25 protein-coding genes and 1 tRNA gene are annotated in these 20,753 nt (G+C 64.4%); 8 read left to right on the top strand and 18 right to left on the bottom strand.

Annotated features, from left to right (window positions below):
* The first annotated feature begins 162 nt into the window (after positions 1 to 162).
* Positions 163 to 1,533, top strand: a complete 1,371-nt coding sequence (locus PVW51_RS20630; protein ID WP_274577172.1) for a M20/M25/M40 family metallo-hydrolase — start codon at positions 163 to 165, stop codon at positions 1,531 to 1,533.
* Positions 1,534 to 1,763: 230 nt separating this feature from the next.
* Here the strand turns inward: PVW51_RS20630 and PVW51_RS20625 are convergent, their stop codons facing one another.
* Both PVW51_RS20625 and PVW51_RS20620 read right to left on the bottom strand, forming a co-directional pair.
* Positions 1,764 to 2,009 carry a DUF1127 domain-containing protein gene (locus PVW51_RS20625; RefSeq protein ID WP_269366360.1) on the bottom strand — a complete coding sequence of 82 codons (246 nt, stop codon included), beginning with the start codon at positions 2,007 to 2,009 and terminating at the stop codon, positions 1,764 to 1,766.
* A gap of 1 nt (position 2,010) precedes the next feature.
* Positions 2,011 to 2,244, bottom strand: a complete 234-nt coding sequence (locus PVW51_RS20620) for a DUF1127 domain-containing protein (RefSeq protein WP_269366362.1) — start codon at positions 2,242 to 2,244, stop codon at positions 2,011 to 2,013.
* Between the two features lie 138 nt (positions 2,245 to 2,382).
* On the opposite strand from PVW51_RS20620, the gene PVW51_RS20615 reads away from it, so the two are divergent.
* On the top strand, positions 2,383 to 3,303 hold the full coding sequence (locus tag PVW51_RS20615) for a LysR family transcriptional regulator (protein WP_269366364.1): 921 nt from the start codon (positions 2,383 to 2,385) through the stop codon (positions 3,301 to 3,303).
* On the opposite strand, the gene PVW51_RS20610 is transcribed toward PVW51_RS20615, so the two are convergent.
* The 4 genes from PVW51_RS20610 to PVW51_RS20595 form a co-directional block, all read right to left on the bottom strand.
* On the bottom strand, positions 3,286 to 4,242 hold the full coding sequence (locus PVW51_RS20610; protein WP_274577171.1) for a DMT family transporter: 957 nt from the start codon (positions 4,240 to 4,242) through the stop codon (positions 3,286 to 3,288). The genes PVW51_RS20615 and PVW51_RS20610 overlap by 18 nt on opposite strands.
* 151 nt (positions 4,243 to 4,393) lie before the next feature.
* Positions 4,394 to 4,470 (bottom strand) — tRNA-Asp (locus PVW51_RS20605).
* 140 nt (positions 4,471 to 4,610) lie between these two features.
* On the bottom strand, positions 4,611 to 5,549 hold the full coding sequence (locus tag PVW51_RS20600; protein ID WP_274577169.1) for a pirin family protein: 939 nt from the start codon (positions 5,547 to 5,549) through the stop codon (positions 4,611 to 4,613).
* Positions 5,550 to 6,107: 558 nt separating this feature from the next.
* Positions 6,108 to 6,809, bottom strand: coding sequence for a VIT1/CCC1 transporter family protein (locus PVW51_RS20595; protein WP_274577168.1), 702 nt, complete (start codon positions 6,807 to 6,809; stop codon positions 6,108 to 6,110).
* 207 nt (positions 6,810 to 7,016) lie between these two features.
* Between PVW51_RS20595 and PVW51_RS20590 the strand changes: the two genes are divergently transcribed.
* Positions 7,017 to 7,436, top strand: coding sequence for a hypothetical protein (locus PVW51_RS20590; protein WP_114276547.1), 420 nt, complete (start codon positions 7,017 to 7,019; stop codon positions 7,434 to 7,436).
* 65 nt (positions 7,437 to 7,501) lie between these two features.
* Here PVW51_RS20590 and ureG read toward each other — a convergent pair whose 3' ends face one another.
* The 8 genes from ureG to PVW51_RS20550 form a co-directional block, all read right to left on the bottom strand.
* Positions 7,502 to 8,143, bottom strand: coding sequence for an urease accessory protein UreG (gene ureG, locus PVW51_RS20585; RefSeq protein WP_274577166.1), 642 nt, complete (start codon positions 8,141 to 8,143; stop codon positions 7,502 to 7,504).
* A complete protein-coding gene (locus PVW51_RS20580; protein WP_274577164.1) occupies positions 8,140 to 8,787 on the bottom strand; it encodes an urease accessory protein UreF in 648 nt (215 codons plus the stop codon). Before PVW51_RS20580 ends, ureG begins: the two co-directional genes overlap by 4 nt.
* Complete coding sequence (locus tag PVW51_RS20575) at positions 8,777 to 9,271, bottom strand: urease accessory protein UreE (protein ID WP_269366376.1); 495 nt, start codon at positions 9,269 to 9,271, stop codon at positions 8,777 to 8,779. The genes PVW51_RS20580 and PVW51_RS20575 overlap by 11 nt, the downstream gene beginning before the upstream one ends.
* A gap of 15 nt (positions 9,272 to 9,286) precedes the next feature.
* Positions 9,287 to 10,996: an urease subunit alpha gene (gene ureC / locus PVW51_RS20570; protein WP_274577162.1), complete on the bottom strand. Its 1,710-nt coding sequence runs from the start codon at positions 10,994 to 10,996 to the stop codon at positions 9,287 to 9,289.
* 247 nt (positions 10,997 to 11,243) lie between these two features.
* Positions 11,244 to 11,555 carry an urease subunit beta gene (locus PVW51_RS20565; RefSeq protein ID WP_269366380.1) on the bottom strand — a complete coding sequence of 104 codons (312 nt, stop codon included), beginning with the start codon at positions 11,553 to 11,555 and terminating at the stop codon, positions 11,244 to 11,246.
* Positions 11,552 to 11,764, bottom strand: coding sequence for a hypothetical protein (locus PVW51_RS20560; RefSeq protein WP_269366382.1), 213 nt, complete (start codon positions 11,762 to 11,764; stop codon positions 11,552 to 11,554). Before PVW51_RS20560 ends, PVW51_RS20565 begins: the two co-directional genes overlap by 4 nt.
* Positions 11,765 to 11,776: 12 nt before the next feature.
* Positions 11,777 to 12,079, bottom strand: a complete 303-nt coding sequence (locus tag PVW51_RS20555; protein WP_067292577.1) for an urease subunit gamma — start codon at positions 12,077 to 12,079, stop codon at positions 11,777 to 11,779.
* A gap of 1 nt (position 12,080) precedes the next feature.
* Positions 12,081 to 12,887: an urease accessory protein UreD gene (locus PVW51_RS20550; RefSeq protein WP_338019769.1), complete on the bottom strand. Its 807-nt coding sequence runs from the start codon at positions 12,885 to 12,887 to the stop codon at positions 12,081 to 12,083.
* Positions 12,888 to 13,097: 210 nt separating this feature from the next.
* Between PVW51_RS20550 and PVW51_RS20545 the strand changes: the two genes are divergently transcribed.
* Positions 13,098 to 14,060: an aldose epimerase family protein gene (locus PVW51_RS20545; protein ID WP_274577160.1), complete on the top strand. Its 963-nt coding sequence runs from the start codon at positions 13,098 to 13,100 to the stop codon at positions 14,058 to 14,060.
* Positions 14,061 to 14,159: 99 nt separating this feature from the next.
* A complete protein-coding gene (locus tag PVW51_RS20540; protein WP_269366385.1) occupies positions 14,160 to 14,282 on the top strand; it encodes a hypothetical protein in 123 nt (40 codons plus the stop codon).
* A 26-nt stretch (positions 14,283 to 14,308) separates the two neighbouring features.
* Here the strand turns inward: PVW51_RS20540 and PVW51_RS20535 are convergent, their stop codons facing one another.
* Both PVW51_RS20535 and ndk read right to left on the bottom strand, forming a co-directional pair.
* Positions 14,309 to 14,674: a VOC family protein gene (locus PVW51_RS20535; protein ID WP_269366386.1), complete on the bottom strand. Its 366-nt coding sequence runs from the start codon at positions 14,672 to 14,674 to the stop codon at positions 14,309 to 14,311.
* Positions 14,675 to 14,883: 209 nt separating this feature from the next.
* Complete coding sequence (gene ndk, locus PVW51_RS20530; protein ID WP_071972037.1) at positions 14,884 to 15,306, bottom strand: nucleoside-diphosphate kinase; 423 nt, start codon at positions 15,304 to 15,306, stop codon at positions 14,884 to 14,886.
* A 105-nt stretch (positions 15,307 to 15,411) separates the two neighbouring features.
* Here ndk and PVW51_RS20525 point away from each other — a divergent pair, with 105 nt between their 5' ends.
* The 3 genes from PVW51_RS20525 to PVW51_RS20515 all read left to right on the top strand — a co-directional run bounded on the left by PVW51_RS20525 (position 15,412) and on the right by PVW51_RS20515 (position 18,651).
* On the top strand, positions 15,412 to 17,271 hold the full coding sequence (locus PVW51_RS20525; protein ID WP_274577159.1) for an ABC-F family ATP-binding cassette domain-containing protein: 1,860 nt from the start codon (positions 15,412 to 15,414) through the stop codon (positions 17,269 to 17,271).
* Positions 17,272 to 17,380: 109 nt separating this feature from the next.
* The gene (locus PVW51_RS20520; RefSeq protein ID WP_114276537.1) at positions 17,381 to 18,013 is read left to right on the top strand and encodes a MarC family protein; all 633 of its coding nucleotides are present in this window, start codon (positions 17,381 to 17,383) and stop codon (positions 18,011 to 18,013) included.
* 56 nt (positions 18,014 to 18,069) lie between these two features.
* The gene (locus PVW51_RS20515; RefSeq protein WP_274577156.1) at positions 18,070 to 18,651 is read left to right on the top strand and encodes a retropepsin-like aspartic protease family protein; all 582 of its coding nucleotides are present in this window, start codon (positions 18,070 to 18,072) and stop codon (positions 18,649 to 18,651) included.
* Between the two features lie 71 nt (positions 18,652 to 18,722).
* Here the strand turns inward: PVW51_RS20515 and PVW51_RS20510 are convergent, their stop codons facing one another.
* Both PVW51_RS20510 and PVW51_RS20505 read right to left on the bottom strand, forming a co-directional pair.
* Positions 18,723 to 19,181, bottom strand: coding sequence for a DNA polymerase III subunit chi (locus PVW51_RS20510; RefSeq protein WP_274577154.1), 459 nt, complete (start codon positions 19,179 to 19,181; stop codon positions 18,723 to 18,725).
* Between the two features lie 7 nt (positions 19,182 to 19,188).
* On the bottom strand, positions 19,189 to 20,661 hold the full coding sequence (locus PVW51_RS20505) for a leucyl aminopeptidase (RefSeq protein ID WP_274577153.1): 1,473 nt from the start codon (positions 20,659 to 20,661) through the stop codon (positions 19,189 to 19,191).
* Positions 20,662 to 20,753 lie beyond the last annotated feature (92 nt).

Raw genomic sequence — 20,753 nt, 5'->3', positions numbered from 1 at the left:
GCTGGCTATTCCTGCGCTCTCTTGCCTGGAACTGAGCAATTTTGGACTGAAACGGGTGGGCGACAATGAATGTCAACACGACCTAGGCACCTGCCCCGTCTCTGGACACTGCCAGCCTGGCTGATACGGTCGCGCCAATCAGCCTGACAACCGGAGTACACCATGTCCCTAGACGCCGTCCTGGCCCGTATCGACGCCGAATTGCCCGCCGCAACCGACCGCCTGCTGGACCTTCTGCGAATCCCTTCCATTTCGACCGATCCCGCGTTCAAACCCGATTGCGACCGCGCCGCCGACTGGCTGGTCGCCGATCTGACCGCCATGGGCATCGACGCCAGCAAACGCCCCACGCCGGGGCATCCGATGGTTGTGGGCCACCTCGGCGACAGCGGTCCGCATCTGCTGTTCTATGGCCATTACGATGTGCAGCCCGTTGACCCGCTGAACCTGTGGGACCGCGACCCTTTCGATCCCGAAGTTCAGGACACCGCCAAGGGCAAGGTGATCCGCGGGCGCGGGTCTTCGGATGACAAGGGCCAGCTGATGACCTTTGTCGAGGCCTTGCGCGCATGGAAAGAGGTCAAGGGCGACTGGCCCTGCCGCATCACCTTTTTCCTGGAGGGCGAAGAGGAATCCGGCTCCCCCTCGCTGGTGCCCTTCATGCAGGAAAACGCCGAAGAGCTGAAAACCGACATCGCATTGATCTGCGACACCGGATTGTTCGAATCCCGGACCCCCGCCATCGTCACCATGCTGCGCGGCCTGCTGGGCGAGGAACTGACCGTGACCGCTGCCAACAAGGACCTGCATTCCGGCATGTACGGCGGCATCGCGATGAACCCGATCCGCGTGCTCAGCGGCATTGTCGCAAATCTGCACGACGAAACCGGACGCGTCACGATTCCCGGCTTCTATGACGGCGTGCCCGAGCTTTCCGACGAGCTGGAGGCGCAATGGCAGGGCCTGGCCTTTGATCACGAAAGTTTCCTGGGCGATGTCGGGTTGAGCATCCCGGCCGGAGAACAGGACCGCACCCCGCTTGAGATGATCTGGTCGCGCCCCACCTGCGAGGTCAACGGCATCTGGGGCGGCTATACCGGCGACGGGTTCAAGACCGTCCTGCCTTCCATGGCCCATGCCAAGATCTCATTCCGCCTTGTCGGCACCCAGGACCCGCTGGCGATCCGGGAAAACTTCCGCGCCATGGTGCAGAACGCCCTGCCCGCCGATTGCGAGGTCACGTTCCACGGACATGGCGCCAGCGCTGCCTCCGGCGCCGATATTTCCGGGCCGATGTTCGAAAAGGCGCGCCAGGCGCTGTCGGATGAATGGCAGATCCCGGCAGCCTATATCGGTTGCGGCGGCTCGATCCCGATTGCGGGTCACTTCCAGCAGATCCTTGGCACCGAACCGATGCTGATCGGCTTTGGCAAGGACGACGACGCGCTGCATTCCCCGAACGAGAAATACGACATGGAGAGTTTCCACAAGGGCATCCGGTCCTGGGCGCGCATCCTGGATGCGCTGACCTGATATCAACGGGCATTGCGGGGGGTTTTGCGGGAAAACAGGGACCGACACGCTCGGGAGGAGGTGAGCGTGCCGGTCTGTATAACGGCTTCAGGGAGGAAGCACCGTTAAAGTCGGCACCGGTTGTCTCTGGGAGGAGCGAGACCGGTTGCCTGGCAACAGCGCGCGCAGCAATCTGGCGCACCGTTGATCTCTGGGCGCGGGCGTGCCGCGCGAAATTCCGTCAGACCTGCTTAAAGGCCGTCGTATTCGTAATCGATCAGATGGGCCGCATGACGCGGGATGTCCGCGCGGGTGATTCCCATTGCTTCAAGCTGCCGGTCGCTGCTTGCGTTCAGGACCGAAAGCATACGGCCGTATTGCATCATCTTGACGCCGCGCAGGACGGCTCTGCCAAATCCGCGTGCCAGTGTGCCCGGGAATTCCACGGCGCGTTCAAGGAATGCGCTCTGGGTGTTGATTGTGCTGTGATGTGCCATGTTAATTCTCCATGCCTGCTGCTTCCTTGGCAACGCGGCGGATGTGCGCGCGCGGGATGCCGAGGTCAGCCAGGTCGCGGTCGGACAGGCCGACCAGTTCATTGACGGTGCGCCGGTAAATGGCGCGGCGCCGCTGGGCCAGTTTGAGGGCGGCGCCCAGATGCTGAAAACGAGCGCTCAGATAGGTGCCGAAACCCTGGACGAGCGGTTGGTTGCGATGTGTTGCAGTTGCCATTAAGACCACTCCTTTTCTTGATTATGCTGCGATGCAGTATATGTTTATGCTGCAATGCAGAGATAGTTCGCAACCAGCCGGATTAGTACCCGTCAAATGCGCATAGGGGCTATGCCCAGCAGGAAAGGTTCAGGCGTCATGGACGTTTCATCGCAGATGTTGGCCTTTGTCCGGGTGGTCGAGACGGGCAGCATTTCCGCAGCCTCACGGGCCAGCGGGCAGACCCCTTCGGCGGTCAGCAAACAGATCGGCCATCTGGAGGATCACGTGGGCCACCGCCTGTTGCGCCGCACCCGTGCAGGCGTGTCGCTGACCGAAGAGGGCAAGCGGTATTACGAGAAATGCCGCGCCGTGGCCGAGAAATTCTACGAGGCCGAAGATTACATCAACAGCTTCAGCGCCGCGCCCTCCGGCCTGCTGCGCGTGGCCTCAAGCGTCGCTTTCGGCAAGGCCCAGCTGATGCATGTCCTGCCCGAATTCCTGGAGAAATACCCGGATATCAAATTCTCTCTCGAACTGACCGACCGGACCATCGACATCGAGGAAGAAAGCTATGACGCCGCCATCAGCTTTGCCGAGCAGCTGACCAACCCCAATGTGATCGTGCGGCGGATCATGCGCAACGAACGCATCCTGTGCGCCGCACCCCGTTTCATCGCGCGCCACGGCGCGCCTGCCACCTTTGCCGAACTGACCCGGTACAATTGCCTGCGCACCTCCAACGCGCGCGGGCGCAACGCCTGGCATGCGGAACTGGACGGTATCCGCTATTCGGTGGAAGCAGACGGCAATTTCGAGGGCAACAGCGCCGATGCGGTCTTTATCGCGGCGCTGTCCGGCCTGGGGATCGCACGGCTTTCCACCTATCTGGTGGCGGACAAGATCGCATCGGGCGAACTGGTCCGGTTGTTCCCGGAATACACCCAGAACCATGCGGATGTCGCCGTCAGCTATGCGCAGAAACGCAATCTGTCGCCCAGCATCCGGGCCTTCGTGGATTTCCTGGTGGCCCGTTTCGACCACCGCGAACGGCGCGCGATGTCAAACGCGGCGGACTGACTTGCGCTGCCCTTCGCGCACAAAGACATAGATGCCCGACCCGATCACCACCGCGGCCCCGGCAAAGACCATCGGCGCGGGCCATTCGCCAAAGATCGTCCAGCCCCAGAACAGCGCATAGATCAGCAGCGAATATTCGAAAGGCGCCACCGCCGAGGCCGGGCTCAGCCGGTACGCCTGCGCCATGAGATAGCCCACGGCGGCGGCCACCAGCCCGAGCAATGTGATCGGCAGGACATCCGCCATGGGCGGCCAGATCCAGGCCCGCAGCAGGAACCTGATGCTTTCATTCTCTGTACTTGCGGCAAAACGCCCGTCTCCCGCCACCACAAAGACGCAGACGCTGACGGCGATAAAGGCGATCTGCATGTGCAGCGCCAGCGCCGAGGCGCGGCTGGTGGCCCCCAGCTTGCGGGTCAGCACCGACATCATGGCATATCCCGCCGCCGCCAGTATTGGCAGGATCACCACCCAGCCCAGGGCGCCCTCCCCGGTGCCCAGTTGCGACGTCATCATCAGCAGCACGCCCCCGAACCCCAGCCCGATCGCCGCAAAACGGCGCGGCCCGACCTTTTCGCCCAGGATCGGGATCGACAGCAGCGTCACGAACAGGGGTGCCACGAAATACAGCGCATTGGCCGTGGCCAGCGGCATCGCCACGATGGCGGCATAGATCATGGTGTTTGCGAAGACGAGCAGCAAGGCCCGCAGCAGGTGCAACATCGGCCGCCCGGTGCGCAGCAGGCTCCAGCCCCCCTCCATCCTCAGCAGGAACAGGGTAAAGACCAGCCCGACCAGCGCGCGGAACATCACAAGCTGGTGCAGCGGATAGCCCCCCGACAGGGATTTGATCAGCATGTCGTTGACGGAAATCAGGAACATCCCCGCCAGCATGCAAAAGATGCCCAGCCGGGCATGGGGAATGGCGGAAACGTTCATGCCCCTTCTTACACGCTGGAATAATGGAATGTTAAGGCCCAGCAGGGCATTGCCCCGGTGACGGGCAATCAGGCGCCCCGCCCCGCAAACATCTTCAAACTTTTGATCCAAAAGCAAAAAGGCCCCCGAAAGGGAGCCTTTTATGCAGCGGTGGCGCGGTTGACGGGGCTCGAACCCGCGACCCCCGGCGTGACAGGCCGGTACTCTAACCAACTGAGCTACAACCGCCCACTGCAGCTTCGGAGCAGGCCCCGAAGCGTTTGGTGGTAATATGAGCGTGGGCGCGAGGCGTCAAGACGCAAACCCGACGAAAATGCAGAAATATTCACCAGCGCCAAAACAACCGCCGTCGCGCCGCATCCCTGCCCCTAGCGCGCAGGTGCCGGGATGAATTCGGCATCGTCGCCGGGCGGCAATTTGAAACGGCCATGCGCCCAGTCACCCGCACGCCAGGCTTCCTTGGCGGCGTCGATCCGGTCTTTCGAGGAGGCGACGAAATTCCACCAGATGTGGCGCGGCCCGTCCATGGTGGCCCCGCCCAGCAACATGACCCGCGCGCCCTCATCGCCTGCACGCGCGCTGATCCGGTCGCCGGGGCGAAAGACCAGCATCTGGCCCGCGTCGAAATCCTGTCCGCTGACCGTGACGGACCCGGAGACGACATAAAGCCCCCGGTCCTCGTGGTTGTCCGGCATCGGGATCGAGGCCCCCGCCTCCAGCAGCGCATCGGCATAGAAGGTCTCGGAAAAGACCCGGACCGGCGCCGTCTCGCCGTAGGCATCGCCGAGGATCAGGCGCAGCTGTTTGCCCTCGCCTTCCAGCAGCGGCAGCTCATCCTTGGCCGCATGTTGGAAATCGGCGGCTTCATCCTCGTATTTCCTGGGCAGGGCAACCCAGGTCTGCAGACCGAACAGGCTGTGCGGCGCCTTGATCATGTCGCCATCGGCGCGTTCGGAATGGGTGATGCCGTGGCCCGCCACCATCCAGTTGACCGCCCCCGGTTCGATCCATTGGTCGGTGCCCAGCGAATCGCGGTGGTGGATCTTGCCCTTGTAGAGATAGGTCACCGTCGCGAGGCCGATGTGCGGATGCGGGCGCACGTCGATCCCCTTGCCGGTCAGGAACTCTGCCGGGCCCATCTGGTCGAAAAAGATGAAGGGGCCGACCATCTGCCGTTTCGGCGCGGGCAGCGCGCGGCGGACTTCAAAGCCGCCCAGGTCGCGGGCACGGGGGACAATCACGGTTTCAATGGCATCCACGGCATCGCCAGTGGGACAATCGGGGTCGAGGGCGGGGTTCCAGCTCATATCGGGTTCCTTTTGCTTGCTTGGAAGGTAGGCGCGGGAGGCGGGTTTGCAAAGCGCGATTGAATGCACATGGTCTGTGCAGGATGTGCGCATAGGATGGCAGCACAACGGGAAAGCACACGCGTGCCAAACCGGCAATTCCCGCCCTGCACCTGTTGTCACAGCCTCATCTGACAGAGGCGGGTTCCCCACGGGGAACCCAACATATTGTTACAGCGTTTCGGGATAAACTTGAAACATCCAACATCACTTTTCGCGTAGGGCCGAAGGGAGAGGCAGCGAACAAGTGATAAAGGTATATCCCGAAGCGCTATAGTCACCCGGACTCAAAGTTCAGTTCATTGAATACAGCTCTCAACGGCAGGTTCGCACCCGACCCCGAGGGCGGCCCACCATTTGGCGAGGCATCTCCATCTTTCCGTACTTTGCAGCATCTTGCGAGGTCGGAGTTTCGCACCCGCCCTGGGGGGCGGGGTCGGGTGCGAACCGGATCGCAAGCGATCCGGGGGCAGTGGGAAATGTAACGTATTTTGGGCTCAGGGGTCTAGACGCTACAGATCAGCCGAGACTGACGCCAAAGACCATGCCGACACCGGCGGTCACCGCCATGGCCAGCGCACCCCAGAACATGACCCGCGCCGCGCCCCTGATCAGCCCGGCACCGCCCACCACGGCGCCAAGCGCGCCCAGCACGGCAAGGGCCAACAGCGTTGTCAGCGCGACCACAAGACCGATCCGCGCATATCCGGCAAGGGCCGCGGCGATCAGCGGCACCACCGCACCTGCCGCAAATGTCACGGCAGAGACCAGCGCCGCCTGCACCGGCTGGGCCGCAGCCGTGTCGACAATGCCCAGTTCGTCCCGCAGATGCGCGCCCAGGGCGTCTTTCTCCGTCAGTTGCACCGCGACCTGCCGCGCCAGCGCCGGATCCAGCCCGCGTTCGACATAGATCTGGGTCAGCTCGTCCAGTTCCGCCTCGGGCGCGGTCTGCAATTCCTGCCGTTCGCGCAGGGTGTCCGCCGCCTCGGTGTCCGCCTGCGAACTGACAGAGACATATTCCCCCGCGGCCATCGACATGGCACCCGCCACCAGCCCCGCAAGGCCCGCAATCAGGATTTCGGGCCGCCCCGAGCCTGCCGCCGCCACCCCCACCACGATGCTGGCGGTCGAGACCAGCCCGTCGTTGGCGCCCAGCACGGCGGCACGCAGCCAGCCGATGCGGTGCACCAGATGCACTTCGGAATGGGCTGAATGGTTCATGGCGCTTCCTTGATCCGGTCCGGGGCGTGACTTGCCCGCTTCTGTCAGGGCATAACACGGCGTCGCGCCGGACCGCCAGAACACGGCAGCAAAAGGCCCATCCGCCAGCGCGACCCCCCGCGCCCCTTGCCAGAGGGCGGAATTCCATGTTCATGTATCATAGGGGTCCCGTGCCCCGAAGTATATTTAAACGGAACGAGGTATGTCATGTCCCGTCTTTTGAAATCAATTGCCCTGACCACTTCGCTTGCCCTATTCAGCGCCGGCACAGCCTGGGCCGCCGATCCGGTCCAGCAGCATAATTCCAACGCCGTCTGGTTCGAGAACTGGATCGGGCTGAGCAACGCCAGCATGGTTGTCGCCGCCCCCAACGGCAAGATCACCGAAATCTTTGCAAAATCCGGCACGCCGGTGTTCGAACTGCAACCGGGCGAGGTTCAGGATGGCGTCTATCGCTATGAATTGCGCGCCGCGACCGAAGAAAAGCAGGAGATCGTGAACCCCATCGACAACGGCCGGGGCGAGCTGCAGACAGAATCCTTTGTGCCCTTCTACCGCACCGGTGCCTTCTTTGTGGAACGCGGCGTGATCGTCACGCCGAAAGAGGTCAAGGAAGAGGAAGGCTGAACGCCTTTCCCTCACGCAAACCCATTTGATGACACGGCCCGCGCCCCGGCGCGGGCCGTGTTGCGTCAGGCATCCGCAATTTCGGCCTGTGGCATCTGCAAACCGCCGATGGACAGCACATGGTCCACCACCTGCTGCACGCCGGTGCCGTGGCGCAGGGCACAGAATGCCACCGGCCTGTCCCCGCGCATCCGCGCCGCATCACGGGCCATGACCTCAAGCGATGCGCCCACATGGGGGGCCAGATCGGTCTTGTTGATCACCAGCAGGTCCGATTTGGTGATGGCAGGCCCGCCCTTGCGCGGAATTTCTTCACCCGCCGCCACGTCGATGACGTAAAGCGTCACATCCGCCAGTTCCGGGCTGAAGGTGGCAGAGAGGTTGTCGCCGCCGCTTTCGATCAGCACCAGATCGAGGTCCGCATGGCGTTCACGCATCTCGGCAATGGCCGCAAGGTTGATCGAGGCATCCTCGCGGATCGCCGTATGCGGGCAGCCCCCGGTTTCCACCCCGATCACCCGGTCCTGCGGCAGGATCTGCATGCGCATCAGCGCTTCCGCATCCTCCTGCGTATAGATGTCATTGGTGATCACCCCGATGGAAAGCGCGGGGTGAAAGACGCGCGCCAGGGCGGCGGTCAGCGTGGTCTTGCCCGCGCCCACGGGGCCGCCGATCCCGATGCGCAAGGGGCCGTTCATGCCAGTCATGATCGAAATATCCTGTGTTCAAGTGTTTCGTGCCGCATCGCGGCCACATCGGACAAAAAGGCGCTGCCGGCCAGATCGTCGAGGTCCATGCCCCTGCTTTTTGCAACGACCTGCCGCACCAGCCCGCCGAGGGCGGCCAGACAGGCCTGCCCCTCGGTCTGGCCCAGTGGCACCAGCCGCACCGCGGCAGAGACGAGGTTGCTTGCAAAGGCCTGCAGATACATCTGTGCCGTCAGCTCCAGCGGCAGGGACATCCGCCCGGCGGCATAGCCCACCGCAACGGGATGGGTCAGTTCCGGCAGTGCAGCGCCCCAGATCGCGGCCGTGGTCCGCGCGAATGCCCCGCCCTGGACCCGGGTTTCCGCCAGACGTTCGGCACTGCTGGCAAAGGCGCGGGCATGTCCGTCCACCTCGGCCACCGCATCCAGGTCTGCGCAGGCATGGGCAGCGCGGATCAGGATGCAATCATTGCGCCCGGTGCCATGGGCCAGTACGTCCTCCAGCCATGCCTGCAGGCTCCCGGCACTGTTGATCCGACCGGTCACGATGGCCATCTCCAACCCGTGCGAATAGGCAAAGGAGCCCAGCGGATAGCTGGGCGAAAACCATTGCGCGAGGGTCAGCAGATCGCTGTCAGTGGGCATGCGCCGTGTTCCCGTGTTCATGGCTATGGGTCCGCCCATGGCCATAGGCACCGCCCTCCGGCGTGAAGGGCGCCGTGACCTCGGTCAGGGTCGCGCCCACATGTTCCAGCATATGGCCGATCACCGGATCGTTCTGGATCAGCAGATGGTCCGCCGCGATCTGGCAGGGCGTGTGCCGGTTGCCGATATGCCAGGCCAGCCGCGCCAGGTCCGGCCCGGTGACGCGCAACAGCGCCTCCTCTGCCGCGCGGACAAGGATATAGGTCCCGTCCTCCAGCACCAGCGCATCGCCATGATCCAGCGAGGTCGTCTGCGGCAGATCCACCAGAAACGGCCGCCCCTCCACCGTTTCCAGCCGCTTGCGGCGCAGAAAGCGCGCCTCGTAATCCAGCAGGCAGATTTCGGCGGGCCCGGACCAATGGCCCTTTTTCAAATGAGTCTGCGCCACGGGCAGTGTTCTTGTCCTTTCGGCGGTCTGTGTCATCTTCGACTTCCTTTCTCAGAACATGAAATAGCGTTGTGCCATCGGCAGCACCTCTGCCGGGGCGCAGGTCAGCAATTCGCTATCCGCGCGCACCTCGTAGGTCTCCGGATCCACCTCCACCTTCGGGGTGGCATCGTTCAGCAACAGGTCCTTCTTGCCGATGTTGCGGGTGCCCGCGACGGCGATGGTCTGCTTGGCCAGCCCCAGGCTGGCGCGGATGCCGTCGGCCTGCGCCGCCTGCGACACAAAGGTCACGCTGGAATGTTCCACCGACCGCCCGTAAGCGCCGAACATGGGCCGGGTATAGACCGGCTGCGGCGTGGGGATGGATGCATTGGGATCGCCCATCTGCGCCACGACAATGGTCCCGCCCATCAGCACCATTTCAGGCTTCACCCCGAAAAACGCCGGGCTCCACAGCACCAGATCGGCCCGCTTGCCGGGCGCGATGGAGCCCACGGCATGAGAGACCCCCTGCGCGATGGCGGGATTGATGGTGTATTTTGCGATATAGCGGCGGACGCGGAAATTGTCGTTCTCGCCGGTCTCCTCGGCCAGTCGTCCGCGCTGTTTCTTCATCTTGTCAGCGGTCTGCCAGGTGCGGATCAGCACCTCGCCCACCCGGCCCATGGCCTGGCTGTCGCTGGCGATGATGCTGAAGGCCCCCATGTCATGCAGGATATCTTCCGCCGCAATCGTCTCGCGCCGGATGCGGCTTTCGGCGAATGCGATGTCCTCCGGGATCGACTTGTCCAGGTGGTGACAGACCATGAGCATGTCCAGATGCTCTTCCAGCGTGTTCACGGTGAAAGGCCGCGTCGGGTTGGTGGAGGACGGCAGCACGAAGCTTTCGCCGCAGATCTTGATGATATCCGGCGCATGGCCGCCGCCCGCCCCCTCGGTGTGGAAGGCATGGATGGTCCGGCCCTTCATCGCGCCCACGGTATGTTCGACAAAGCCGGATTCGTTCAGCGTGTCGGTGTGGATCATCACCTGCACGTCCATATCATCGGCCACGCTCAGACAGCAGTCGATGGCGGCGGGGGTGGTGCCCCAGTCCTCATGCAGTTTCAGCGCCGATGCCCCGCCCCGGACCATCTCCACCAGCGCCTCCGGCTGGCTGGCGTTGCCCTTGCCCGACAGGCCGACGTTCATCGCGATGCCGTCGAAGGCCTGCAACATCCGCCCGATGTGCCAGGGCCCCGGCGTGCAGGTGGTGGCCAGCGTGCCATGGGCAGGCCCGGTGCCGCCGCCGAAACAGGTGGTGACGCCGGAATGCAGCGAATCCTCCATCTGCTGCGGGCAGATGAAGTGGATGTGGCTGTCGACGCCGCCTGCCGTCAGGATGCGCCCCTCACCCGCGATGATCTCGGTTCCTGGCCCGATGATGATGTCCACGCCCGGTTGCGTGTCGGGGTTGCCTGCCTTGCCGATGGCATGGATCAGCCCGTCCTTCAGCGCCACATCGGCCTTGTAGATGCCCGCATGGTCGACGATCAGCGCATTGGTGATGACGGTATCGACCGCCCCGCCCGCGCGGGTCACCTGGCTTTGCCCCATGCCGTCGCGGATCACCTTGCCGCCGCCGAATTTCACCTCTTCGCCATAGGTGGTCAGGTCGCGCTCCACCTCGATGATCAGGTCGGTATCGGCCAGACGCAGACGGTCGCCCGTGGTGGGGCCATACATGGCGGCATATTGCGCGCGGGGGATGGTGGCAGGCATGGCTAAGCGCTTTCTCTATTGGTTTTCATGGCGGCAAGAAGAGGCAGCACGACTTTTGCCGCACAGCCAATCGGATGTGTGAAGATTGGGAGGCTCCTGAGCGGCAAACCGCTGCTCTTTATAGGAGCATTCAAATGAAACCGAGCGTCTGCCTTCACATCGCAATCGTGGTATTCCAATATTTCGGCATCAACGAAGACTGGGTTCTTGTAGCGCAACTTTTGCGCATTGTTCTCGCAGACAAGGGTCATTGATCCAGTGCCCCCATCACCTTGCCATTGAACCCGAACACCACACGCTTGCCGCCATAGGGCACCAGCGCCACCTCGCGGCGCTGGCCGGGCTCGAAGCGCACGGCGGTGCCTGCGGCGATGTCCAGACGCCGCCCATGGGCGGCGGCGCGGTCGAATTCCAGCGCCGGGTTGGTTTCGGCGAAATGATAGTGGCTGCCCACCTGCACCGGCCGGTCGCCGGTATTGGCCACCATCAGCACCACCGCATCCGCCCCCGCGTTCAGGGTGATGTCGCCTGCGGCAGGGATCACTTCGCCGGGGATCATTTGCGGCGGTCCCGCGTGTTGCGTGCCCGGATGGCCGCACGTCCCGCCGTCACAGCAACGGCAGTGACGATGGTGACCATGCCCAGCACCAGCGGCAGCCAGGCCGCCGCACCGTCCGAGACATGCGGATGCAGGTGCAGCCCCGCATCGGTATGGGCGGCCACCGGTGCAGCCAGGACGACAAGGCCAAGGGTCGATATGATCTTCATGGGTTTTCCTTTTCAGCGGATCGGGTTGTGAACGGTCACCAGCTTGGTGCCATCGGGAAAGGTCGCCTCGACCTGTACGTCGTGGATCATCTCGGCGATGCCTTCCATGCATTGGTCGCGGGTCAGCACATGGCCCCCCGCCTCCATCATGTCGGCCACGGAACGGCCGTCGCGCGCGCCCTCCACCACCGTGTCGGTGATCAGGGCAATCGCCTCCGGATGGTTCAGCTTCACGCCGCGTGCCAGCCTCTTGCGCGCCACTTCGGCGGCCATGGCCACCAGCAGCTTGTCCTTTTCCCTTGGGGTCAATTGCATCTCATAGTCTCCAGTTCAGCGGCAGGTGCCCATCGTTCAACAGCATCAGGGCGGGGATCACGGCGCGGCGCAGCTCGAAACTGTCCGATGCCAGCAGACGGGCCACCAGCACCCCGCCCGGCAGCAGGCTGGCCGCCGCCGTCTCGGGCAGCAAGGCGCGCAGGGGCCGCAACTGCGCCTCGGCCTCAACGCCCACAAAAACCAGCGTCGCCACCGCCCCGGCGCCCCCCGCGATGGCAGGCCGCGCCAGATGGCGCTGCACATCGCCCTCCAGCGCAATCCCGTCCAGATAGAGCGGCGCGCCTGCCCGGTTGATCCGGATGCGGTCGCGCAGATGCACTTCGTGCAGGACCTCGCCCATGGCGGCACGGCCAAAGACCAGGGTTTCCACCATCAGGAACCCCGCATCGGCGGCCAGATCAACGGTCAGGCGGCGGTTCAGGGCGGCGTGGTCAAACAGGATCGTTTCCTGTGGCAACCAGTTGATCCGCGCCCCCGCCGCCACCTCAAGCCGGGTGTCCACGCACCCCACTTCGCCCGGCTGCGCGCGGTAGATCCGTTCCGCCGCCTGCGTGCTCAGCGTCAGGCAGGCCCCGGCACCCGCCACCGCCTCCAGCTGCAACCGGTCACCGCCGGTCACGCCCCCCGCCGTGTTCACGATCACCGCCTCGATGTCGGGGCGGAACACCCGCGGCAGCACCAGCTTCATCGCCCCGGACTGGCGCAGGTTGGCCAGCCGCGTCTCCCCCTGCGCAGCGGCACGCACGGCGATGCTGCCAGCCCCACGGGTGCGGGGCTGCAGCGGCACGGCATCAAGCCAGTCCTGCGGCGCAAAAGAGGTGATCGTCTGTCCTTTCCCGAATGGTCACCGATCAACCTACCTCCCCGCACCGCCATCGCAATTCTTTGCGCGGGGCCAGCCGGGCATTTCGCCCGTTTTCAGATCACAGTGATCAATTTTTGTGCAAACCCCCTGCCGCCTCTTGCCTGCGCCGCATGCAGACCGCATCAAGGGGCCATGTCGCCCTTTGCCCCCCTCACCATCCGCTCCGGCGCGCTGACGGCGCAGATCCTGCCCCAAGGCGCGTCACTTGTCGGGCTGCATTTGCAGGGCGGCACACAGAACCTCGTGCTGGGATTTGCCGACCCGCAAGATCATGCGCGCCTGCCGGTCTATGCCGGTGCCATCGTGGGGCCGGTGGCCAACAGAATCACGGGCGGCAGGATTTCCCTGTCCGGCCAGCCCTGGCAGATGCCCCGGAACGAAGGGGAAAACACCCTGCATTCCGGCCCCGACGGCCTGCACAGCCATGCATGGAACGTCGTGACCCATAACGCCGACCAACTGACTCTGGGGATCGAACTGAAAGATGGCGAAGGTGGCCTGCCCGGCAACCGCGTGATCCGCGCGGACTACAGGCTGACCGGCGCGCTGCTGAGCCTGACGCTACGTGCCGAAACCGACCGCGCAACCGCGATGAACCTGGCCCATCACCCCTATTGGAACCTTGACGGGCTTGGCGATATCACCAGCCACAATCTGCGGATCGACGCCGCGCACTACCTGCCGACTGATGCACAGCGGCTGCCCCGGGGTGCCGTGGCCCCGCTTTCAGAAACCCCTTTTGACTTTCGCAGCCCCCGGCCGGTGCCGCGCGACAGCGCGCTGGACCTGAACTACTGCCTTTCCGATGCACCCGCTGCGCAGATCCGCCCGGTGGCCTGGCTGACCGGCAGCACCGGCACGCAGTTGCGCATCGCCACGGATGCGCCCGGACTTCAGGTCTATAACGGGGCCTTCCTGCCCGACACGCCCGGCGCCCTGCCCGGCGGCCAAAGCCTGCGCCCCTTTCACGCCATGGCGCTGGAACCGCAGTATTGGCCGGACGCCCCGCATCATGGGCATTTTCCGCAGATCACGCTGGAACCGGGCCGCATCTGGCAACAGAGCACCGAATACCGGATCACCCAGACGCCATAACGCCCCATTATCGCCTTAATTCAGCCCCGCTGTCGGCACAGTCTTGCGCAAGCCTTTGAGCCGGGCGCCAAACCCGCGCCTGTATTGAGGAGCAGTCATATGGCACGCCATGACCCCGATCCGCGCCCTGAACCGCCCAAACCGGCCCCCGCGCCGGACCAGAGCCTGGCGCAAAAGCCCAAACCCAAACCGCCGCAAATCACCGATTACGCCAGCATCTGAGCCGCGCCACCGGGCTCAGACCCCGATCATGACCCGGCGAAAGCCCGGCTCGAAACCTGAATGGAATTTTTCGACGGGTCCTTGGCATTGGCAAAGCTGTATCCATCCGCCTGATGGACCTTTCCGAACTCCAGCCCATTGGCGCTGGCTTCCGCGCAGAACGCTGCGACATCTTCGACGTCAAACACCAGCTTTACCAGAACCTGACCTTCCTTCTGTTTCGCCGCCAGGGGATGCAAAAGAAGGCTGAGACCGGCATTTTGCGGCACCAGTTCCACAATGCGGTCCCCCTCAGCGCGCTTCACCGTAAAGCCGAAGTGACGCGCATAGAAATCGGCCATCTGGTCGATCTTCCCGGTATAGATAACGATCCGGCCAAGCGCGGGTGTCATGGCGCCTCCCCCCATATGTTCCCGAGAGTTCCAAGGTGTTCCAAGGTGTCCCAATCAGGAACCGCATACCACAGGCAGACGGCCCGGGCCCGCATTGTTCGAAAGTCACGCGTAAAAACGCCAACGCCCCCGCGGTTTCCCGCGAGGGCGTCAGAAATCGGAGACCTTGAGGGAAGACGCAGGCGCGCCCTCTTCCGGTCAGGCCTGCCTCAGCCGACCAGTTCGAGGCCGGAGAAGAAATAGGCGATCTCGACCGCTGCCGTCTCGGGCGCGTCCGACCCGTGCACGGAGTTTTCGCCAACGCTTTCGGCGAATTCGGCGCGGATGGTGCCGGCTTCGGCATCGGCGGGGTTGGTGGCCCCCATCACTTCACGGTTCTTGGCAATGGCGCCTTCGCCTTCCAGAACCTGAGCCACGATCGGCGCGGAGGCCATGAATTCGCACAGCTCGTCATAGAAGGGACGCTCGGCGTGCACCTTGTAGAACTCGCCCGCCTGCGCCTTGGTCAGGTGAATCCGCTTCTGCGCCACGATGCGCAGACCGGCATCCTCGAACTTCTTGTTGATGGCGCCGGTCAGGTTGCGGCGGGTGGCGTCGGGCTTGATGATCGAAAATGTACGCTCAAGGGCCATGTGGCTTGCTCCTTCGGGGTGTTGAATTTGGCGCTCCCTACCATGGGGTCCGGGGCTTGAAAAGCCGCGATTGACGGGGCCTGCAACTTGGTCCACACCGCGTCCATGTTACGCATTTCCGAAATCAACTACTCCGTCGAGGGCCGTCCGCTCTTTGAAGAGGCAAGCGCCGTCATCCCCGAAGGTCACAAGGTTGGCCTTGTCGGGCGCAATGGCGCGGGCAAAACCACCCTGTTCCGCATCATCCGCGGTGAACTGGCGCTGGACGGCGGCGACATCAGCCTGCCCAGCCGGGCCAGGATCGGCGGCGTGGCGCAGGAGGTCCCCTCCTCCGACGTCTCGCTGATCGACACCGTGCTGGCCGCCGATACCGAACGCGCAGCACTCATGGCGGAATCGGAGACGGCAAAGGATCCCGGCCGCATCGCCGACATCCAGGCGCGGCTGGCCGATATCGACGCCTGGTCCGCCGAAGGGCGCGCGGCCTCGATCCTCAAGGGCCTGGGCTTTGATGACGCCGAACAGCAGATGCCCTGCTCCGACTTCTCGGGCGGCTGGCGGATGCGCGTGGCGCTGGCGGGCGTGCTCTTTGCCCAGCCCGACCTGCTGCTGCTCGACGAACCGACCAACTATCTCGACCTCGAAGGCGCGCTCTGGCTGGAAAGCTACCTGGCCAGGTACCCCCATACGGTCATCATCATCAGCCACGACCGCGGTTTGCTGAACCGGGCCGTGAACGGCATCCTGCATCTGGAAGACCGCAAGCTGACCTTCTATCAGGGCCCCTATGACCAATTCGCCCGCCAGCGCGCCGAACAGCGCGCGGTGCAGGCCGCCATGGCCAAGAAACAACAGGCCCGCCGCGACCACATGCAGGCCTTCGTGGACCGGTTCAAGGCCAAGGCGTCCAAGGCCAAGCAGGCCCAGTCGCGCCTCAAGATGATCGAGAAGATGGACATGATCTCGACCCCCGAACAGGCGGCGAAACGGGTCTTCACCTTCCCCGAACCGGAAGAGCTGTCGCCCCCCATCATCTCCATCGAGGGCGGTTCCACCGGCTATACCCCCGGCCAGCCGGTGCTGTCCCGGCTGAACCTGCGCATCGACCAGGACGACCGCATCGCGCTGCTGGGCAAGAACGGTCAGGGCAAATCGACCCTGTCAAAGCTGCTGTCGGACCGGCTGGTGCTGATGGACGGCAAGGCGGTGAAGGCCAACAAGCTGCGCATCGGCTTCTTTGCCCAGCACCAGGTGGACGAGCTGCACATCAACGAAACACCGCTGCAGCACATGATCAGCGCACGCCCCGGCGTGCTGCATTCCAAACTGCGCGCGCAGCTGGCGGGATTCGGTCTTGGCGCCGATCAGGCCGAAACCGAGGTCGGCCGCCTGTCGGGTGGTCAGAAGGCGCGACTGTCGCTGCTGCTGGCGACGCTGGACGCGCCGCATCTGCTGATCCTCGACGAGCCGACCAACCACCTCGACATCGAAAGCCGCGAGGCGCTGGTGGAGGCGCTGACGCAATATTCCGGCGCGGTGATCCTTGTCAGCCACGACATGCACCTGCTCTCCATGGTGGCGGACCGGCTCTGGCTGGTGTCGAACGGCACCGTGACGCCTTACGAGGACGATCTGGAAAGTTACCGCAAGATGCTGCTGCAGCCGACCCGTCCGGTCAGCAAGAACAGCAAGCCCAGGGAGACGCCCAAGGTAAAGCGCGCCAGCCGCGAAGATATCCTTGTCTTGCGCTCGGAAGTCCGCAAATCCGAAGCCCGCGTTGAGAAAATCAACGAAATGCGCGATAAACTGGCCAAGAAGCTGGCCGATCCCGCCCTCTACGAAGATACCAAGCTGGGTGAGCTGGAAGTCTGGAACAAGAAATACGCCGAAGTGATGCAGGCGCTCGAACGCGCGGAAACGCTCTGGTTGTCGGCACAGGAAAAGCTGGAGAAAGCCACCGCCTGACTTTCTTTTTGGCGAAAAATATTCCCGGGGGAATCGGCCTCTGGCCGATGGGGGCAGCGCCCCCGCAAAACAATGGAATGGGCGCAGCCCGCAATCGGATCACGGCATCATGACGCTCGACACCGCCTATATGATCACGGCACTGGTCACCATGTTCGTGGTGATCGACCCGATCGGCATCGCCCCGCTTTTCATCGCCCTGACGCCCGGCATGTCCCGCGCCCAGCGGCGGCGCGTGGCCTGGCGCGCGGTGCTGGTCGCGGGCCTGGTGCTGACGCTTTTTGCCTTTCTGGGCGAGGCCGTTCTGGGCTTCATCGGCATCTCCATGCCCGCCTTCCGGGTCGCGGGGGGCATCCTGTTGTTCCTGACCGCCCTCGACATGCTGTTCGAGCGGCGCACGAAACGGCGCGAGGACCGCACCGATGAGACCTCCGTCGATGATCCTTCGGTGTTTCCGCTGGCGATCCCGCTGATGGCCGGTCCCGGCTCCATCGCCTCGGTGATCCTGCTGACCGGCGAACGCCCGGGGGCCGAGGGGCTGGTGACGGTGCTGGGGATCACCGCGCTCACGCTTGTGGTGATGGCCCTGCTGCTGCAGGCCTCCAGCTATCTCGAACATGTGATCGGCAAGACCGGGATCGACGTGATCACCCGGTTGCTGGGCATGCTGCTGGCCGCCCTGTCGGTGCAATTCGTGCTCGACGGGCTCAGCGCCTTCGGTTTCGGCCCCGGCGCGGGCTGACATCATCGCCCGCCGCGCCTATCTATATCGGTAGCCAGCCGGAGGAGATGCGACAGATGGGCGGTATCGACACAATGCAATTGATCTACCTGGTGGTGCTCGGCACCATGGTGATCGGCTGGTTCATCCTGCAATCGCGCGAAAGCCTGAACCGCAGCCTGCAACATGCCGCCGTCTGGGGCATGATCTTTGTCGGCGGCGCCGCCGCCGTGGGGCTCTGGCAGGACATCAGCCGCGATGCGCGGCATCCGCAGATGGTGCTGACGGGCGGTGACCGGATTGTCGTGCCCAAATCGCGCGACAGCCATTACTACCTGACGCTCGACATCAACGACACCCCCATCCGTTTCGTGGTGGACACCGGTGCCACCGATCTGGTGCTGACCCAGGCCGATGCGCGCCGCGCCGGGGTCGACCCGGACAGCCTGAAGTTCCACGGCACCGCCAATACCGCCAACGGCGAAGTACGCACCGCCTTTGTCACGCTGGATACCGTCACCCTGGGCGCGGTCACGGATACCGATGTCGCCGCCGTGGTGAACGCGGGCGAGATGCGGCAATCCCTGCTGGGCATGGGCTATCTGCAGCGCTGGGGCCGTATCGAAATCACCGGCGGAGAGTTGATCCTCACCCGGTAAGCGCAGTCAAATGTTGCGCGGGGGCTGCGCGGGCGGCCCCTGGCTGTTGCCGTGCCGGTGTCGTCTGCGGCTCAGGTTTCCGCCTTTTTCTCCCAGCGGCCCGATTCCTCCGACCAGTATTGCGCAGCGGCGCCAGCCTCCTTCAGCAGCTTCCACTGGTCGCGGGCGCGGTTCAGCGCCAGGTCATCATCGCCGTCGAAAAGCACGCAGACCCGTTCCAGCGCCGCGACCTCCTGCGCTGTCACCTCGGCCCCCTGCACAGAGATGACGCAGGCGGGGGAGTTCGCGGCAGCGGCGGCCGTGGTCAGCAGCACCGGCTGCGCCGCATCATGCGGCCCGCCTGCCATGCCATGCGGCAGGAACCCCTCGTCGGGGCCCAGCCACAGGGCGCGGTCCAATGCCTCCAGCCCCGCCGCATCGGTGCCGCGCACCGCCACGCGCCAACCCTGGGCCAGTGACCGGTCCAGCAGCATCCGCAGGGTGTCGACCAGGGGCCGCCGCGTCAGGTGATAGAAATAGGCCGCCCCCATCGCCGGATCACTCGGTCTCGAAACGGTCGGCCACCAGCCGGTTCAGCGCCGCCACGCCCCAGCCTGTCGCCCCCGTGGGGGCCAGCGCCGTCTCCGACTTGACCGACGCGACCCCGGCAATATCGAGGTGGATCCAGGGTGTCTCTTCCTTGACAAAGCGCTGCAGGAACTGGGCCGCGGTGATCGACCCGCCTGCCCGTCCGCCGATGTTCTTCATATCGGCAATCCGGCTTTTCAGCATGTCGTCATAGGCCTGGCCCAGCGGCAACCGCCAGGCCCCTTCGCCCTCGGCCTCTGCCGCCTTGAGGAACTCGGCGCAGAACCCGTCATTGTTGGAAAAGACGCCCGCGTTCTCGTGGCCCAGCCCGATGATGATGGCCCCGGTCAGCGTGGCCAGGTCGATCATCGCGGCGGGTTTGAACCGGTCCTGTGCGTACCACATCACATCGCAAAGCACCAAGCGCCCCTCGGCATCCGTATTGATGACCTCGACCGTATCCCCCTTCATCGAGGTGATCACATCGCCCGGGCGGGTCGCATTGCCCGACGGCATGTTCTCCACCAGCCCCACCAGGCCCACGACATTGGCCCGGGCCTTGCGCAGCGCAAGGCTGCGCATCACCCCGGCCACAACGGCCGCGCCGCCCATGTCCATGGTCATGTCCTCCATGCCCGCACCGGGTTTCAGGCTGATCCCGCCGGTGTCAAACACCACGCCCTTGCCGACCAGCGCCAGCGGTGCCGCATCCCCGGCCCCGCCTTCCCAGCGCATCACCACCACCTTGGAGGGGCTGTCGGAACCCTGCCCCACGCAGAGCAGGGTACGCATGCCCAGTTCTTCAAGTTCGGCCTCTTCCAGCACCTCGACCTTGAGGCCGAGTTTCTCCATCGCCGCCAGACGGTCGGCGAATTCGGTCGTCGTGAGCACATTGGCGGGCGCATTGGTCAGATCGCGGGTCATGAAGGCGCCTTCGGCCACCGCCATCAGCGGCTCTGCCTGTGCCTGTGCCGCGTCGGGCTTGCTGCACATGATGGTCACGCTGCCCTCGCGCTCCTTCGGTGCGCTCTTGTGGTCTTCGAAACCGTAGTCGCGCATCGCAAGGCCAAAGGCCATCTCGGACACCCGGCGCATGCCCGCCGCCAGCACCAGCAGATCGGCGGTGCCGCGCGCCTTGGCCAGGCTTGCGCCTGCGCGGCGTGCCTCCTTCACGCTGATCCGGCGCGGCAGGTGAACAACATCCACCGCTTCCGCCGCCAGACCGGCGGGATAGGCCATTGCAACAGATTGCCCCGGCTTCATCTTTGCAAACGCCTCGCCCTCGACCAGCCGCGCCAGCGCCCCGCGCATCAGTTTGTTGACCCGGCGCGCGCCTGCGTCCAGCCGCCCCTCCGGATTGACGAAAACGGCGATCCGGCCCTCATGGGCCGCGATTTTGTCGATGTCGGTCGGGGAAAAGCGGATCGGGGTGAGGTCGGTCATGAAAGAGCCCTTGTTCTGGTTTCCCACAAAGACCTAACGCGCCTGCCCGCCCATGACCAGATACCAGTTTTCCCCCCGCTTCTTTTACATTA

This window comes from Sulfitobacter sp. PR48 (genome assembly GCF_028807335.1).
In the GTDB taxonomy this organism is placed as follows: Bacteria; Pseudomonadota; Alphaproteobacteria; order Rhodobacterales; family Rhodobacteraceae; genus Sulfitobacter.
Note: the sequence above shows the minus strand (reverse complement) of the source record. Positions and strands in the feature narration are given on the sequence as shown.